The sequence below is a fragment of the Pollutimonas subterranea genome (assembly GCF_002849655.1).
Classification (GTDB): domain Bacteria; phylum Pseudomonadota; class Gammaproteobacteria; order Burkholderiales; family Burkholderiaceae_B; genus Pollutimonas; species Pollutimonas subterranea.
The window spans coordinates 163,308-178,640 of sequence record NZ_PDNW01000002.1; the positions used below are offsets into that span (position 1 = coordinate 163,308).

Consider the following 15,333-nt stretch of genomic DNA (forward strand, 5'->3'; position numbering starts at 1 on the left):
TTGCAATACGATTTCGACGATCAAAAAGACTATCTGAACACCATGGTCGACAAGGTGTCCTCCGTGCTTGCCAATGCCATAGAACACACCGGCTGCGCCGGACTGGCCGTGTCGGGCGGACGATCGCCCGTGCCATTGTTCGAACGGCTCAGCCTCGAGGCCCTGCCTTGGGAGAAAATCCATATCACGCTGGTTGACGAGCGTTTTGTTCCTCCCGATCATCCCGACAGCAACGAGCGGCTTGTTCGCACTCATTTGCTGAAGAACCGCGCCCGACAGGCACGTTTCACCGGCCTGGTCAGCCACCCCGGCGATCTCGCACTGTGTTTGCAGGACGCCAATCGTCAAACCCACGCCATCAGCCTGGCCGTGCTGGGTATGGGCGATGACGGTCATACAGCGTCGTTATTCCCCGAGGCGCCGCAGCTGGAACAGGCCCTGGATACACAGGCAAGCCACCGCTATGTTCATGTCAGCCCGGCGCATGCACCCCACGAAAGAATCAGCATGACGCTGGCGGCGCTATTGGCAAGCGGGCACCTCCTGCTGGCCATCAGCGGCCCGCACAAGCGGCGCATTGCTGAACAAGCCGCGCTTCAAGCGACACCGCGCCTGCCAGTAAGCTACCTTATATCGCAATCCGGAGTACCTCTTGATGTCTACTGGCACCCCTGAAACCAAACCGTCCCGCCTTGTCGCCGACATAGGCGGAACGCACGCGCGATTCGCTTTATCGACATCGGTCGACGATATCCGGAACGTCAGCGTGGTCAACGTGGCGGACTACCCCAGCATCGTAGACGCCATCAAGGGCTATCTGCACAGCGTCGGCAGCCCGGCAATCACGCATGCCGCCATCGGGATCGCCAATCCTATCGTCGGCGATCATGTAAAAATGACCAATTTCCCATGGGAGTTCTCGATCGAGGCCACGCGAGAAGCGTGTGGCTTCGAGAAGCTGCATGTCATCAACGACTTTACGGCGCTGGCGCTGGCATTGCCCCATCTACCGCAAAGTGAACTGCGTGCCGTCGGCGGCGGCCAGGCTGTAGCCGGGACACCGCTGGGGGTCGTGGGCCCGGGTACGGGCCTGGGCGTCTCTGCCCTTATCCCCACATCGCAAGGGTGGGTGCCGTTGGCCGCTGAAGGCGGGCATGTCAGTTTCGCGCCCTCCGACCAGCAGGAGCTCCTGCTTTGGCAGGAAGCCCATGAAGAGTTCGGGCATGTCTCCATGGAACGCCTGGTCTCCGGATCCGGCCTGCAGTTTATTTACCAGAAACTATGCCGGCGCGCGGGCAACAAGGGACTGGACTATTCGGCTTCCGACATCAGCAAGCACGCAATCGCGGACAGCAGCAACCATTGCCGGCAGGCGCTGGACACCTTCTGCGCCATTCTGGGCACGGTAGCCAGCAATCTTGCGCTCATGCTGGGCGCGCGAGGAGGCATTTATATCGGTGGCGGCATCATTCCCAAGCTCGACGGCTATTTCGCCGATTCCCCGTTTCGCCAGCGCTTCAACGACAAGGGCCGCTTCTCGGACTATATGGCGGCCATACCCGTTTTCGTCATCACCAGCGAGAACCCGGCACTGACAGGTGCTGCCGCCTATCTGGATGCATGCATCAATGAATGACTCGGTGCTTGAGCAAATAGAACGCCAGCTTCCCCAGTTGAGCACGGCCGAAGGCAAAGTGGCACGCCTCATCCTGGATCAGACTCAAGCCGTTGCGCGGTCTGCTCTGGCCGAGGTGGCCAAGCGGGCTCACGTCAGCGAACCTACCGTAATCCGATTTTGCAGGTCGCTCGGCTACGACGGCTGGCCCGACTTCAAAATCAAACTCGCAGCCAGCCTTATGGTGGGCGTACCGTATGTGCACTCATCGCTTGGCGCCGGGGACGGCACTGCGGTACTGGCCGCCAAAGTACTCGACAATGCCGTATCGGCGCTGCTGCGCGTGCGTAACGACATCAATGCCGACCGCCTCGATACGGCCATCGGCCTGCTGGCCGGCGCCCGGCGCATCGAGTTCTACGGCGTCGGGAATTCCGGCATTGTCGCCGCCGACGCACAGCACAAGTTTTTTCGCTTTGATTTGTCCACGGTGGCCTATTCCGATACCCACACACAGCTCATGGCGGCCTCTCTGTTAAGTCCTGCGGATGTGCTGGTGGCCATTTCGCACTCGGGACGTTCGCGGGAATTGCTGGATGCGGTCAAACTCGCTTTGGGAAATGGCTGCCCGGTCGTCGCCATCACCGCCTCGAACACGCCATTGGCGCAAATGGCGACGGTTCTGCTGCGAGCCGATACCCAGGAAGACACCGATATCTACAGCCCCATGATCTCGCGCCTGGTCCATCTGGCACTGATCGATGTACTGGCTCTGGGCTTGGCGCTAAAGTACGGGAACAATGTCAGCAGAGTGCTGGAGAAAACCAAGCAGAGCCTGCGCGACCGGCGCGCGTAGCCGCCTACATGCTTGAAGACAAGCCACCGTCAACGGCCAGGACTTGCCCGGTTACGAAACGGGATTCCCGGGCAGCAAGAAAGACCAGCGTCGACGCAATGTCGTCAGGTTCGCCCCACTTTTTCACGGGAACCCGGTTTTCCAGCCAGGATGTGAATTCAGGGTCTTTCCACAGCTTGGTGGTGAGCTCGGTTCTTATATAGCCCGGCGCAACGGCGTTGACGGTAATCCCCGACTCCGACAATTCGGTGGCCCACTGACGCACGATACCGTGCATGGCAGCCTTGGCGGCGGTATAGGCGGTCACTTCCCGCCGACCCAGCAGTGCCGTGATCGAACCCGTAAAAATAATACGCCCGTACCCCTGTGCATGCATGCCGGCCGCCACATGCCGGCCCAGCGCCCACTGCGCCGTCAGATTGGCAAACACCACGCGCTCAAACTCGGCCAGCGGAAAATCGAGAAGTTTTTCCCTGTGTTGTATGCCGGCGTTCGAAAAGAATATGTCTATCTTGCCCACTGTCTTCAGCACCGTGTCGACCGCCACGATGGATTGGTCGATATCGGTGATGTCGAAAGGCAAAACAACGCTGTCGATGCCTTCGACGGCAAGTTTTTCCCGGGCGCGCTCCAGCGAGTCGGCATCCCGGCCATTGATGATGACCGTCGCGCCCTGGCGTCCCAATGCGCGTGCGGCGGCCAGGCCGATGCCGCGTGATGACCCCGTAATCAGCGCGACCTGTCCAGACAAATCAAACATAGACCATCCCGGTAAAGGTATTCGTTGGAGCGCGACAAAATGCGCGCCCCTTCATGCAACCATCAGAAGGCGACCTTGTCGGCGCCTTTCAGATGCAGGATGGCGCGGGCGTCGGCCGGCGTTGCCACGTCAAGGTTCAGAGCCTCCAGGATGATGCGTATGCGGCTTACCTGCTCGGCGTTGGACGATGCCAGCTTACCGGGCCCGATCCACAGCGAATCTTCCAGGCCGACGCGTACATTCGACCCCATGGCTGCGCCCATGGTCGCCAGCGGAATCTGGTTGCGCCCGGCACCCAGGATGGACCATTCGTAGTTATCCCCGAACAGGCGGTCCGCGGTACGGCGCATATGCATCAAGTCTTCCGGGTCGGGGCCAATACCCCCCAGTATGCCGAATACCGACTGGATGAATGGTGGGTTCTGCACCAGCCCCTTGTCCATGAAATGCGCCAGGTTGTACAAGTGGCTGATGTCGTAGCATTCGAATTCGAAACGCGTGCCGTTTTCCGTGCCCTTCCTGAGTATGGCCTCTATATCCTTATAGGTGTTCTTGAAAATGAGATCGCGGCTGTTTTCAAGGTGTTCGCGCTCCCATTCATGCTGGAAGGTTTTGAAGCGATCGAGCATGGGGAACAGGCCGAAATTCATGGAGCCCATATTCAGCGATGCCAATTCGGGCTTGAACGTCATGGCCGGGCGCATGCGTTCCTCGACCGTCATGTGCGGGCTGCCGCCGGTGGTGATGTTGACCACGGCGTCGGTACTGGCCTTGATGCGCTCCAGGAACGGCCGGAATAAATCGGGTTCTTGCGAAGGCTTGCCATTAATCGGATCACGCGCATGCAGATGCAGGACTGCAGCGCCGGCTTCGGCGGCTGCAATCGCAGCGTCTGCGATTTCATCGGCGGTGACCGGAAGGTGCTCGGACATGCTGGGAGTGTGGATGGCGCCGGTTACCGCGCAGGTGATGACAACTTTCTTCTTGCTGGCCATGGTTGGTTCTTCCTTAATGATGCTGATGCGATATGAGTCAGTCGGGTACGCCGGAATCAGGCATTTTTGAGCCGCAACAATTCCATCAGGCGCGCGTCACGCCAGAGGCGCCGATCCAGCAGTTCCGCTTTGGGCAACAAAGACCGCCGCTGTTGCTCGATGTCAGCCACGATTTCCGCATCCCATGCATCGACCGATGTCTGCTCCCTGGCAATTGACTGGTACATGTCCCCGTAGCGATTGCAATAATCCTGGACGCCTTCCGGGGCGTTCAGGTCTATGGTCTCGAACGGCCCCATGAAGGCCCAGCGCAGGCCCAGGCCGTCCTTGACCGTGGTGTCCAGATCCTCGGCTGAAATGCAGCCGCCCTGGACCAGGCGAAATGCCTCGCGCAGCAGCGCGCCTTGCAAGCGGTTGAGCACGAACCCTTCCAGTTCCTTGTGCACGATGACCGGCTTCTGTCCGACCGACGCGTGCAGGGATCGCGCCTTTTCCACGGCGGACTCATCAGTCCATGGAGCGCCGCACAGCTCGACCACGGGAATGAGATACGGGGGATTGACCGGGTGCGCCACCAGGCAGCGGTGCCGTCCAGCCAGATGCTCGGTAAAGGCCGATGCGGGGATGCTCGATGTTGAGCTGGCCAGTACGGCACGGGGGTCGCTCAAGGTATCCAGTTTGCTGAAAATTTCTTGCTTCAATGCCACTCTTTCAGGCAGATTTTCCTGAACGTACTGGGCGCCGCTCAGGGCGTGCTCCAGGCTGGCCGACGTCTGTATGCGTGACATGACGCTGGCCGCATCAAGCAGCAGTTGCTGATTCTCGAGCTCGGCCACCTGCCTGCCGATAAGCGTCAGCGCACTATCAAGAGCCTGCTGATCGCCATCCCACAGCCGCACATCGCAGCCTCCCCGCGCAAACACAATAGCCCACGCCTGGCCGATGAGTCCTGCGCCTACAACTGCAACGTTCATTATTTTCTCGCTATTGTCAGAGTTAAACGAGAGACTGGGTGTGCCCGTCAACCACCAGGGCCTGCCCGCTTACACTGCCGGCGGCGGCGCTTGCCGTGAACAACGCCATATTCGCAATATCGCGCGCCGAGACCATGCGCCCCATCGACGCCTGCTGCTCATACGCGGCAGCGACCTCTTGCACAGGCTTGCCCAGTGTTTCGGCCTTGGCCGCGATGACCGCCCTGATGCGGGGTCCTTCGACCGCACCCGGCAAAATCGCATTGACCCGTATGCCATATTTGCCCAGCTCTATGGCCAGGCTTTTCGTGAATCCAATTACGGCCCATTTGGACGCGGCATAGGCGGACCGGCCTGCAAATCCCAGATGCCCGGCCGCCGATGACATATTGATCATGACACCGTCATCCGACTTCTTGAGCAATGGGATGGCAAGCCGTGCACACAAAAACTGACCCGTGATATTGACCGCCAGGGTCTTGTCCCAATCAGCCTTCTGCAATGTCTCGACATAGCCGGTTGGGCCGGCTATGCCGGCGTTATTCACGAGCACGTCCAGCGTCCCGAAAGTGCCGGCGACCTGTTCGAACAAAGCCGCGACACTGGCTTCATCGGATACGTCCGCAAGCGCCGTATGAAGTGACGGAAGCTCTGCCCGGGCCTGCTGAAGAAGATCCTGATTCACATCGCAAATAAAAACCTCGCATCCGGCCGCCATAAAGACGCGTGCCATCTCCAGCCCCAGGCCACTGGCCCCGGCGGTAATCAGCACCTTTTTCGCTTTCATGCTCACGTCTTCAAACATAGATGCCTCTCCTTGGGTCGCTGTGGTATTTTCTCGCTATACTAGCAACTGAGATCACAGATCACAGTAAGTGATAACCCTTAATCAAGCGCCATGCAGACACTGCTACAGCCGGCCCCGCGAAGAGAGACGCTCGGTGCCAATGTGCTTTTCCAAATTAAAGACCTGCTGCTCAGCGGGCGTCTTATGCCGGGCGAACAACTTTCCCTTCGCTCCACGGCCGAGGCATTGGGGGTCAGCGTAATGCCCGTACGCGAGGCCGTATATCAGTTAGTTGCGGACCAGGCGCTGGAAGTGGCGCCGAATCGATCGGTCAGGGTGCCCACCATGACGCGGGAACAGTTCAAGGAAATCACCGACATTCGTCTGCAGATCGAGGGCTATGCCGTAGAGCAAGCCACCTTGAAGGCCACACCGGCGCTGATACTGTCGCTTAGAAGCCTGAACGAAACGCTTGCCCGGGAAATGGACGCTCCCGACAACAACAAGGCATCGATTGTGATGCTCAACAAGGAAATCCACTTCTCGATATACGAGGCGGCGGCAATGCCCATGCTCCTGAAAATCATCGAAACGCTATGGCTCAGAATTGGTCCGATCCTGAACTACGACATTCGTGCCGGGTCGGAACGAACACAGAACAAAATCGCCGTGAATCACCACATCAAAATGATTGACGCGCTCGAACAGGGAATACCGGCTGAGGCCAGACAAGCGCTGCACAACGACATAAAAGGCGCCTTCGACTATATTTACGCCAAGCAATTTTCATGAAGCGCCCAGCATGTCCAAATCAGTACTCCAGCTAGACCTGCACACCTTTGTGCGCGGCCTGCCCAAGGCCGAACTCCATCTCCATATAGAAGGTTCGCTCGAGCCCGAGCTGATGTTCGAGTTGGCAAGGCGCAACGGCGTTGAACTGCCCTACTCCAGTGTCGACGAGTTGCGGCGTGCCTATGCTTTCGACAGTCTTCAATCCTTCCTGGACTTGTATTACGCCGGGGCCGGCGTGCTGATCACGGAACGCGATTTCTACGACATGACGATGGCCTATATGAGCCGGGCCAGGCAAGACGGCGTGGTACATGCGGAAATCATGTTCGATCCGCAAACGCACACGGCGCGCGGCGTGGCCATGGAAACCGTTTTCGCCGGCATTGCGCGAGCACTGCGGGAAACGCGTGCGACCACGGGAATCACCAGTTACCTGATACTGAGCTTCCTGCGCCATCTGTCCGAGGAGGACGCCATTGCCACCCTGGAAGCGGCCCTGCCTTTGCGGGAACAGTACAACGACCTCTGGACAGGCATCGGGTTGGATTCCGCCGAGCATGGCAATCCGCCCGGCAAATTTGCACGAGTTTTTGCGCGATGCAGGGAACTGGGCTTTCGCCTGGTGGCCCACGCAGGCGAAGAAGGCCCCGCCGACTATGTGCGCGATGCGCTGGATTTGCTTCAGGTGGAACGCATCGACCATGGCGTGCGCAGTGAGGAAGACGCGGTGCTGCTGCAGCGGCTGATTGACCAGCAAGTGCCGCTGACCGTCTGTCCGCTTTCGAACCTGAAGCTGCAAGTCATTCAAAGCATGCCGCAGCACAATCTGGCACGCTTGCTGCGATTGGGCGTAATGGCTACCGTGAACTCGGACGACCCTGCCTATTTTGGCGGCTACGTGGCGGATAACTATATTGTCTGTGCCGAACACCTGGCGTTGACGCGTCACGAACTTTTCGAGCTGGCACAAAACAGCATAACGGCATCGTTCCTGCCGCCAGAGCAGAAGCACAAGCATATGGAGACTTTGTCTGCGTATGTGGCGGACAACAGCACGCCGGCCATGTAGCGCCCATAAAAAAACCCGCCTTGCGGCGGGTTCTTCTGAAATCCAGCGAAGCTTAGATGGCTTCGATCGATTTGGCTTGTGGGCCTTTTTGGCCTTCGGCAGCGACGAAAGAAACACGTTGGTTTTCTTCCAGCGACTTGAAGCCCGTACCGACGATGTCGGTGTGGTGCGCGAACAAGTCCTTGCCACCCGATTCAGGCTTGATGAAACCAAAGCCCTTTTCGTTGTTGAACCACTTTACAATACCAGTTTCTGTTTGCATTTTTTTGCAATCCCTAAAAATACGAGCACTATGCCCTATAGAAGACGGTCAAGGTGTAGAGATTTGAACAAAAAAATACTGTTTCCTGGTACTTCACTTGCACTAACTTCAACGAACTTGAAAATCTAACCGCTAATGGTAGCATCACGAAAACAAACTGTCAAACAAAATTTAATGCCTCCACTTCCCAGAGAATTCTACAACAGAGACACCACGCAGGTCGCTCATGACCTGCTCGGCAAACTGCTGGTTCATCACATTGACGGTGCCGAGCGCATCGGAAAGATTGTCGAGGTCGAGGCCTATTTGGGGCCACACGACCTTGCCGCGCATACCTCCAAGGGCATCACTCCCCGCACCCAAGTCATGTATGGGCCTCCCGGGTTCGCCTATGTGTACCTGATATACGGAATGCACCACTGCATGAACGTCGTCACCGAGCCGGACGGAACGGGCGCGGCCGTCCTGTTGCGGGCACTGGAGCCTATCGCCAATCTCTCGGATAACACCAAGGGTCCAGGCCGGTTATGCAAAGCCATGGGCATAGACCGCAGCCATTACGGCCACGACCTGACCAGCGAAGATTTCTACATCACCAATGCGCCCGAGCCGCAAACGATAGAAATTGTGCCACGCCCCCGTATCGGCGTGGACTATGCCGGCGAATGGGCTGGAAAACTATTGCGCTTCTATATAGAAGGCAATCCTTATATTTCCAGGAAGTAGGCGCTCGCAGCCTTGGATGCATAAAGGCCCAACGTGCAGGCAAAAAAAAACCGCCTAGAGAATTGAAGCTCTAGGCGGTTTTAACCAACAAACTACATTGGTAAATTCTGGCGCGGCTGGCAGGATTCGAACCCACGACCCCTTGGTTCGTAGCCAAGTACTCTATCCAACTGAGCTACAGCCGCTTTGGAAGAGGCGTAACTATAACACAGATTTTTTTTCGTGTCCCGCGCGCCTTTGGCGATGGTGAGTAGAATGAGGTTTTCGCCAAGGATTCCGGCATGAGCCCACCCCGCGCTGCTTACTCTTATGACTACTCGCGTATCGAAACCGTCATTTCAGGCTTTGTCCCAGCGTGGAGGTTCATGAACTTCCATGCCGTGGTCGCCATCGCACGCGGAGCGCTGACACCGGGCGTCATGGCCTCTACAAGCCTGGACGTCCCGCTGCATGCGCTGGCCTATGCTCGTGCCAGTCGACAGGTCTCCTGGTATACCGTCGATCAGCCCCAACCAAACAGCCGCCTGCTTCTCATTGAAGATGTTGCCGGACGCGGCACCACCTTGTCGGACAGCGTAGATTATTTGCGTGCGCAAGGTCACGACGTTACCGTCTTTACCTTGGCCTACGATGACGAATCACGTATCAAGCCGGATTTTGGGATAGAGATCCCGACGGGCTTCCGGGCCTGGTTCCCATGGGAACGGGAATCCATTACCCCATCGTTCGATGCGACCCGGAATTGCCCTGACCGGCTCGCCTATGACTACGCGTCCTGGGCCATTGACCTGGACGGCGTGCTATTGATGGATTTGCCTGAACACGAATACGCGCAGGCGCTGCATGAAACCCTGGCGCGCCGGGATGTGCTGCCTCCCAGTGCCAGCTTGCCGCAGCTTGATTTGAGCGACATTACGATTATCACCGGCCGCCCCGAGCAGGATCGCGAACGCACACAGTGCTGGTTGGATCAGCATGGGTTTCATGGGCCATTGATCATGCGCGACGAGGCCCTTCACACCGCGGCACAAAGTGCCTCGCACAAGGCGCAAGCAATTCTCGCACGATGCCACACGCACTTTATTGAAAGCGATCCCAGGCAGGCGCTTGATATTGCCAGCCTAGCCCCGGTCGCACGCGTGGTGTGGTGGAATGGCAGCAAGGCGCTGATGGTCTACGCCAATGCCGTGGAACAACTTGATATGGCCTAATAAACCTGCGCGACCGCCTTCATGAATCGTATCAATCCAGCGATGATTTTGGTTAAGATGCGATATTCGATAAAAAAGACGGCCGTACCACCCCACGTCCAGACAAAAATCAAGGAGATGTTTCTTGCCCAGTCCATCCAAAATCACCTGCATGGAAGACTTTCGCCGGCTAGCCCAGCGCCGGGTCCCTCGAATGTTTTACGATTATGCCGACTCCGGCTCCTGGACAGAAGGCACGTACCGCTCCAACGAAACTGATTTCCATAAATTGAAGTTTCGCCAGCGTGTAGCCGTTGACATTGAAACGCGTACTCACCGCAGTTCAATGATAGGGATCGATGTCGCCATGCCCGTGGCCATCGCGCCAACCGGCCTGACTGGCATGCAACATGCCGACGGAGAAATCCTGGGTGCCAAGGCAGCCGAAAAATTCGGTATTCCGTTCACCTTGTCGACCATGAGCATCTGCTCCATCGAAGATATCGCGGCCCATACGCACAAGCCATTCTGGTTCCAGTTGTACGTCATGCGTGATCGGGACTTCATCGAGCGCCTGATTAACCGTGCCAAGGCCGCCAATTGCTCGGCCCTGGTACTGACGCTGGACCTGCAGGTATTGGGGCAACGCCATAAAGACATCAAGAACGGTTTATCCACGCCTCCACGTCCCACCTTCGCCAATCTGGTCAACCTGGCCACCAAGCCAAGTTGGTGCCTGGGCATGCTGGGAACCAAGCGCCGCAGTTTCGGCAATATTGTCGGCCATGCCAAGGGCGTGGGCGATCTGTCTTCGCTGTCGTCATGGACGGCCGAGCAATTCGATCCCGCCCTTAGCTGGAAGGATATTGAATGGATCAAGAAATGCTGGGGTGGAAAACTGATACTCAAAGGCATCATGGACGCTGAAGACGCGCGCCTTGCCGTCGACAGTGGCGCCGATGCCCTGGTCGTCTCCAACCATGGTGGTCGCCAGCTTGACGGCGCACCCTCCTCCATTTCCGCGCTGCCGGCAATTGCCCACGCCGTAGGCAAGGAAATCGAAGTATGGATGGACGGTGGCATCCGTTCAGGGCAGGACGTGCTCAAGGCCATCGCGCTGGGCGCCAAGGGCACCATGATAGGACGCTCTTTCCTGTATTCGCTGGGCGCCATGGGAGAAGCCGGTGTGACGCGCTGCCTTCAGATGATCGCCAACGAGCTGGACATCACCATGGGCTTCTGCGGCCATACCGATATCCACAATATCGACCGCTCAATTTTATTGAACGGCGATATATTCGATCGCCGTTGATTCACGGCACCGCTTCGCGCCTAGGCTGACGGATTCACCAGCTCGGGCGTGAGACGCGCCCTGCCTGGTTCGACCGTGGTGAGCGGGTCAACGGCCTGCATGGTTTGCAGGCAGCGACGGGTAAGCATCTGGTATTGGCGCGTTCCAAACGACTTGCCCGCCACTTCGGCGTCGCTCAGCTCACGCAAGACACGTGCCGGCGCACCCACCACCAGGCTGCGCGGCGGCACCACCAGGCCCGTCTTCACAAAAGCCATGGCCGCCACGACACTGGAATGACCAATGACGGCCTGGTCCATGACCACGGCGTTCATGCCCACCATGGCGTTGCGTTCGATAGTACAGCCGTGCAGTACTGCACCATGCCCGATGTGCCCATCGACATCGACAATGGTGTCATTGCCGCCCACGCCATGAATGACACAGGTGTCTTGCACGTTAGAGCCTTCCTTGAGCTCGATTCGGCCGAAATCCCCCCGCAAACTGGCGAGCGGGCCAATATACACGCCCGCACCGACAATGACGTCGCCAATGAGGACCGCGGTGGGATGCACGTAGGCCGAAGGATGGACCACGGGAACGATGCCGTCGATGGCATAAACTTTGAACATGCAGCGAGTCTCCGAGACTTTTATACCTGGTTGCGGAACGGTTGTTCAATTTACCAGCGAGCATGCCTTGTGGACAAGGCTTTCTACCCCGGCACCGTGGATTCAGTCAGATCCAGGGCTGAACGCCGCCGGACCCAGAACGCCGAATCGGCAAATCGGCCTTCCCGCCCGTACAAGACGGCGCGCTGTGCCAGGAATTGCTTTCTGCCCGCCTCCAGTGCGTCCGCATAGGCTGTTAATGGCGCGCGATCGCCCGCTAGGGTAGCCACGGCGGCGTCTCCAACGCGTGTCGCGCACCACAATGCCGACGTGATGCCATGCGAAGACAATGGATCAAACGCAGCCGCCGCATCGCCCACTGCGGCCCAGGCAGCGCCATTCGCTGCCCAGCCACAAGCGCGATCCAGCCATGTTGTTCCGGCGCTGGCCAGCCTGGGGGCTCGGTCGGCGACGAAACCCGCCTCGGACACCCAGCGGCCAATATAGTCGGTATCGGCCAACAGGCGCCGCCATACCGCTGGATCACGCGACAGGCCGGCGGGCAGTATGTCCGGGTCGGAAAAATAGACCAGCGACAGCCGGCCATCAGCCAGCAAGGACGCATACCACCAGCCGTCCCGCTGCGCTTCAATAAGCGTGGCCGGCGTCGGCGCCACGGGACTATCGTGCTGACGCAATATGACCGCCGCTGCCGCAAGATTATCGGCACGCCGGTACGCGGAAAGATGGCGGCCCACTGCGGCGCCACGGCCGCTGGCATCGATGACGAACCGGGCAGTCGCCACAACGCCATCGGCCAATGTCAGTCGCCACCCGTTGTCGTCGAGCGGCACCACGGACGCTAACGTACAGGTGTGACGCAGAGCCACTGCCGCAGCCCGGTCGGACAAGCCGGATTCAAATATCCGCCTGTCCAGCACCCGACCCGGCCCGTCCAGATGAATGATGGCATTCCGTTCCACCAGGCGCGAAGAGCCCCAGGCTGAAAAGGTCGTATTGGCCGGCCTGTGCCGCGGGCTGTCGAGCAAATCCTGCAAACCCAGCCTGGTCAATATCGCGTTCGCCGCCGGTGCCAGCGATTCCCCGACGGGATCGTGTTGGGTGCACGCCGAAGGCCCTATCCACAATGGCTCAATACCGTAGCGGGATAGTGCAATGCACGTCGCGGCAGCTGCGATGCCGCCTCCCACGACGGCTACGTCGACAGCGATATTCATCGCGGCAGCTGTCCGTCCCGAAGCGACCAATCAAAGCGCATCTCTGTATTGGAACGGCCGATTTCCACATACAGCTCGTCGGGGATTCCCGCAGGCTTGCCGGCATCCGTTGGTCCGGCACGTTTTTCGACAAAACCCATATGCTGCCAAAGACGGATCATGTTTGTGATTCCGTCCCAGTAGCTGCCATTGGCGTGATAGCCGATACCGGCAACGCCGCGCGACCACGCCACCCTGGTTTCGTAGAATTTAAGCCTTGCATCGGCGGAAAGGTCCGCCCGCATAAGCTGCTCGTAATGATGCTGCGGCAGGACATCGATGGGCAGCAACGCGGGCCACCATGCCGCAGACGGGAAATCTTCCTGCATGACGACCTGCTGGCAACTGAAGGCATCGCACTGCCATGGCAGCCCCATCCAGCGCGTCAAGTCGCCCGGCATCTGTGGGCCGATGGGCGCCGGCGCACCATTGCCGCCCTTCAGTGCTTTCTCGGTCGTCAGCAAACGCCCAACGTTCTGCAACAGGCTTCCGCGCTCGCCTTGGGCAATGCGGAAGGGTTCCTGCGTGCTGTCGTAAGCCCGCGCATACAAAGGAGCGAGGCGCATGTAGTAGCTAAGCTCCACGCCCGGATGGAACGCGCCTCCGGAACAGGGTTCCAGCGCCGCTTCAGTCAATGCCGCAGGCTGAAGGGCCACGTCGATATCATCCAGCGTGGCAATGGCGTTCGCAGCCGCATCATCAAGGTCGTCAACGAAATTGCCCGCCGCCCACTCTTTCAGCCATGCATACTGCAGCTTGGGAAACTGGAACCACTGCAAAGGACTGCCGTCGTAATTGATGCCATCGCCCGGCATGTAAGGCATCTTGAGCCGTTCTTCCTTGTAGGCCTGGTCACTGATGTTTTCAGGATTGCGAAACTTCTGGAATATCGATGAACGGAACTGAGCATTTTCAGGCGATGGATCGGCAAGCTGGGCCACGTAGGCGGGATCGGTAAAGTCGCCAATACCCAGCCAGCCCTGGCGCAAGTTTGCCTCCGAAGCCACCCACTCCGCCAGCCCCAGGCGTCGAAACGTCGGATAGATATGTTTCCGGAAGGACAAGGGCAATGCCGGCACATCGGTCCAGCCTTCGCGCACATTCAGGTCGGCAACCACATCGTACAAGGTGGTGATGGGCGGAATGTCGGGCGCAAAGTTCGGGCCCACACTAGCCACCCAGGAATGCGCCGCCTTCAGGCGTCGGCCATCCGGCAAGGTAACGGTTGCGCCGACAGGACCGTCGCACCAGTCGTCATACCATCCATCGTTATCGGCAAAGCTTGTAATCGGACTGCCGACAGGGCTGCGCGACACGCCATCCGGCGGAAAAACCAATAAGCGCCCTTTGTCATCGGTGCGCAAGTGGCCCAGCCCGACGTCAGTCTTATCGTAGAATCGGCCCACCATGGCATGCGCGGCGGACGTCCCATCGGCATTCGCGTCGATGCCTGAAATTGTCTTGCGGCCGCCGTCGATCAGCAGCATCTGCTCGCGCTGTGCATCCGAGACAAAATACTGATTGCGCAATTGACCGGGCAGGCCCGGAGCCAGCTCGCCATTATCGAGTGGGTTATTAAACCCGTACCAGGCCGCCTTGGTGTTGGCCACGTGTACGCTCCATTCGATGCTTGCCTTTCCCTGGGTGATCTCGCCAATGACCCTGTCGTGGTCGTCAAAAGCGTAAACCCGGAAGCGCTGGATCTGCTTCTTGATGAGTTGCGCCCCGTCCTTGAAGCCGCCTTCAGGTTGCGATGGCAGGCCGGGGACCTCAGGAGCCAAGAACCACTGGGGACTGCCACCGACCCGGCAGATACCAATGGCGGGATAAATGCCCAACCGTGCGATCTTGGCATCCGCCGGCGCGACAGGGGCTGCCGACGCTTCGGTGAAGTCCGTTCCTGCGATGGCGGCACGGGCCAGCATGGGAAAACCGAATGCAAGGGCCCCTGCCCCAGCCAGGAAATCCCGTCGGCTAACCGCCGTATTGGATACGTCTGACGACATCTTGTCCCTTTTATTCTGCAATATTGTAAGTCGATGTTTCGATTTTAGCAGAGGGAAAAGACGGTTTAAGAGGGGCAGAGAGACCGGACGCTCCGGTCTTTTGCCGTGGCGGGTCGTCACTT

At 58.7% G+C, this 15,333-nt stretch carries 16 protein-coding genes and 1 tRNA gene; 8 read left to right on the forward strand and 9 right to left on the reverse strand.

What is annotated here, in order from left to right:
• The 3 genes from pgl to CR159_RS03280 are packed head-to-tail and all read left to right on the forward strand — an operon-like array spanning position 1 to position 2,471.
• Complete coding sequence (pgl, locus tag CR159_RS03270) at positions 1-675, forward strand: 6-phosphogluconolactonase (protein WP_233208154.1); 675 nt, start codon at positions 1-3, stop codon at positions 673-675.
• Positions 656-1,636: a glucokinase gene (locus tag CR159_RS03275; RefSeq protein ID WP_102072585.1), complete on the forward strand. Its 981-nt coding sequence runs from the start codon at positions 656-658 to the stop codon at positions 1,634-1,636. The genes pgl and CR159_RS03275 overlap by 20 nt, the downstream gene beginning before the upstream one ends.
• Positions 1,637-1,640: 4 nt before the next feature.
• Entirely contained in the window at positions 1,641-2,471 is an 831-nt protein-coding gene (locus CR159_RS03280) for an SIS domain-containing protein (protein WP_102072769.1), read from the forward strand.
• Positions 2,472-2,475: 4 nt separating this feature from the next.
• On the opposite strand, the gene CR159_RS03285 is transcribed toward CR159_RS03280, so the two are convergent.
• The 4 genes from CR159_RS03285 to CR159_RS03300 all read right to left on the reverse strand — a co-directional run bounded on the left by CR159_RS03285 (position 2,476) and on the right by CR159_RS03300 (position 6,005).
• On the reverse strand, positions 2,476-3,231 hold the full coding sequence (locus CR159_RS03285) for an SDR family NAD(P)-dependent oxidoreductase (RefSeq protein WP_102072586.1): 756 nt from the start codon (positions 3,229-3,231) through the stop codon (positions 2,476-2,478).
• Positions 3,232-3,293: 62 nt separating this feature from the next.
• A complete protein-coding gene (gene kce, locus CR159_RS03290; protein ID WP_102072587.1) occupies positions 3,294-4,226 on the reverse strand; it encodes a 3,5-dioxohexanoate:acetyl-CoA acetone transferase in 933 nt (310 codons plus the stop codon).
• Between the two features lie 56 nt (positions 4,227-4,282).
• Positions 4,283-5,200: a 3-hydroxyacyl-CoA dehydrogenase gene (locus CR159_RS03295; RefSeq protein ID WP_102072588.1), complete on the reverse strand. Its 918-nt coding sequence runs from the start codon at positions 5,198-5,200 to the stop codon at positions 4,283-4,285.
• 22 nt (positions 5,201-5,222) lie between these two features.
• Complete coding sequence (locus CR159_RS03300) at positions 5,223-6,005, reverse strand: SDR family oxidoreductase (RefSeq protein ID WP_102072589.1); 783 nt, start codon at positions 6,003-6,005, stop codon at positions 5,223-5,225.
• Positions 6,006-6,149: 144 nt separating this feature from the next.
• Between CR159_RS03300 and CR159_RS03305 the strand changes: the two genes are divergently transcribed.
• Positions 6,150-6,779, forward strand: coding sequence for a GntR family transcriptional regulator (locus CR159_RS03305; RefSeq protein ID WP_233208155.1), 630 nt, complete (start codon positions 6,150-6,152; stop codon positions 6,777-6,779).
• 10 nt (positions 6,780-6,789) lie between these two features.
• Positions 6,790-7,848 (forward strand): adenosine deaminase, encoded by a 1,059-nt coding sequence (locus CR159_RS03310; protein WP_102072591.1) that lies wholly within the window; start codon positions 6,790-6,792, stop codon positions 7,846-7,848.
• A 52-nt stretch (positions 7,849-7,900) separates the two neighbouring features.
• On the opposite strand, the gene CR159_RS03315 is transcribed toward CR159_RS03310, so the two are convergent.
• Positions 7,901-8,110, reverse strand: a complete 210-nt coding sequence (locus CR159_RS03315) for a cold-shock protein (RefSeq protein ID WP_102072592.1) — start codon at positions 8,108-8,110, stop codon at positions 7,901-7,903.
• Between the two features lie 174 nt (positions 8,111-8,284).
• Between CR159_RS03315 and CR159_RS03320 the strand changes: the two genes are divergently transcribed.
• Positions 8,285-8,836 carry a DNA-3-methyladenine glycosylase gene (locus tag CR159_RS03320; RefSeq protein WP_102072770.1) on the forward strand — a complete coding sequence of 184 codons (552 nt, stop codon included), beginning with the start codon at positions 8,285-8,287 and terminating at the stop codon, positions 8,834-8,836.
• A gap of 108 nt (positions 8,837-8,944) precedes the next feature.
• Here the strand turns inward: CR159_RS03320 and CR159_RS03325 are convergent.
• Positions 8,945-9,021, reverse strand: a tRNA-Arg gene (locus CR159_RS03325).
• 96 nt (positions 9,022-9,117) lie between these two features.
• On the opposite strand from CR159_RS03325, the gene CR159_RS03330 reads away from it, so the two are divergent.
• Together CR159_RS03330 and CR159_RS03335 are read left to right on the forward strand one after the other, a co-directional pair.
• Positions 9,118-10,047 carry a hypothetical protein gene (locus CR159_RS03330; RefSeq protein ID WP_102072593.1) on the forward strand — a complete coding sequence of 310 codons (930 nt, stop codon included), beginning with the start codon at positions 9,118-9,120 and terminating at the stop codon, positions 10,045-10,047.
• A 124-nt stretch (positions 10,048-10,171) separates the two neighbouring features.
• Positions 10,172-11,338, forward strand: a complete 1,167-nt coding sequence (locus CR159_RS03335; protein WP_102072594.1) for an alpha-hydroxy acid oxidase — start codon at positions 10,172-10,174, stop codon at positions 11,336-11,338.
• 20 nt (positions 11,339-11,358) lie between these two features.
• Here the strand turns inward: CR159_RS03335 and CR159_RS03340 are convergent, their stop codons facing one another.
• The 3 genes from CR159_RS03340 to goxA all read right to left on the reverse strand — a co-directional run bounded on the left by CR159_RS03340 (position 11,359) and on the right by goxA (position 15,211).
• Entirely contained in the window at positions 11,359-11,949 is a 591-nt protein-coding gene (locus CR159_RS03340) for a phenylacetic acid degradation protein PaaY (protein WP_102072595.1), read from the reverse strand.
• A gap of 83 nt (positions 11,950-12,032) precedes the next feature.
• The gene (goxB, locus tag CR159_RS03345) at positions 12,033-13,166 is read right to left on the reverse strand and encodes a glycine oxidase maturase GoxB (protein ID WP_102072596.1); all 1,134 of its coding nucleotides are present in this window, start codon (positions 13,164-13,166) and stop codon (positions 12,033-12,035) included.
• Positions 13,163-15,211, reverse strand: coding sequence for a CTQ-dependent glycine oxidase GoxA (gene goxA / locus CR159_RS03350; protein WP_102072597.1), 2,049 nt, complete (start codon positions 15,209-15,211; stop codon positions 13,163-13,165). Before goxA ends, goxB begins: the two co-directional genes overlap by 4 nt.
• Between the last annotated feature and the right edge of the window lie 122 nt (positions 15,212-15,333).

What these genes read in the sequence shown, in the direction of transcription:
- CR159_RS03275 (WP_102072585.1), top strand. Translation starts at nt 656, where the DNA reads ATGTCTACTGGCACCCCTGAAACCAAACCGTCCCGCCTTGTCGCCGAC.
- CR159_RS03285 (WP_102072586.1), bottom strand. Translation starts at nt 3,231, where the DNA reads ATGTTTGATTTGTCTGGACAGGTCGCGCTGATTACGGGGTCATCACGC.
- kce (WP_102072587.1), bottom strand. Translation starts at nt 4,226, where the DNA reads ATGGCCAGCAAGAAGAAAGTTGTCATCACCTGCGCGGTAACCGGCGCC.
- CR159_RS03295 (WP_102072588.1), bottom strand. Translation starts at nt 5,200, where the DNA reads ATGAACGTTGCAGTTGTAGGCGCAGGACTCATCGGCCAGGCGTGGGCT.
- CR159_RS03300 (WP_102072589.1), bottom strand. Translation starts at nt 6,005, where the DNA reads ATGTTTGAAGACGTGAGCATGAAAGCGAAAAAGGTGCTGATTACCGCC.
- CR159_RS03310 (WP_102072591.1), top strand. Translation starts at nt 6,790, where the DNA reads ATGTCCAAATCAGTACTCCAGCTAGACCTGCACACCTTTGTGCGCGGC.
- CR159_RS03315 (WP_102072592.1), bottom strand. Translation starts at nt 8,110, where the DNA reads ATGCAAACAGAAACTGGTATTGTAAAGTGGTTCAACAACGAAAAGGGC.
- CR159_RS03320 (WP_102072770.1), top strand. Translation starts at nt 8,285, where the DNA reads ATGCCTCCACTTCCCAGAGAATTCTACAACAGAGACACCACGCAGGTC.
- CR159_RS03330 (WP_102072593.1), top strand. Translation starts at nt 9,118, where the DNA reads ATGAGCCCACCCCGCGCTGCTTACTCTTATGACTACTCGCGTATCGAA.
- CR159_RS03340 (WP_102072595.1), bottom strand. Translation starts at nt 11,949, where the DNA reads ATGTTCAAAGTTTATGCCATCGACGGCATCGTTCCCGTGGTCCATCCT.
- goxB (WP_102072596.1), bottom strand. Translation starts at nt 13,166, where the DNA reads ATGAATATCGCTGTCGACGTAGCCGTCGTGGGAGGCGGCATCGCAGCT.
- goxA (WP_102072597.1), bottom strand. Translation starts at nt 15,211, where the DNA reads ATGTCGTCAGACGTATCCAATACGGCGGTTAGCCGACGGGATTTCCTG.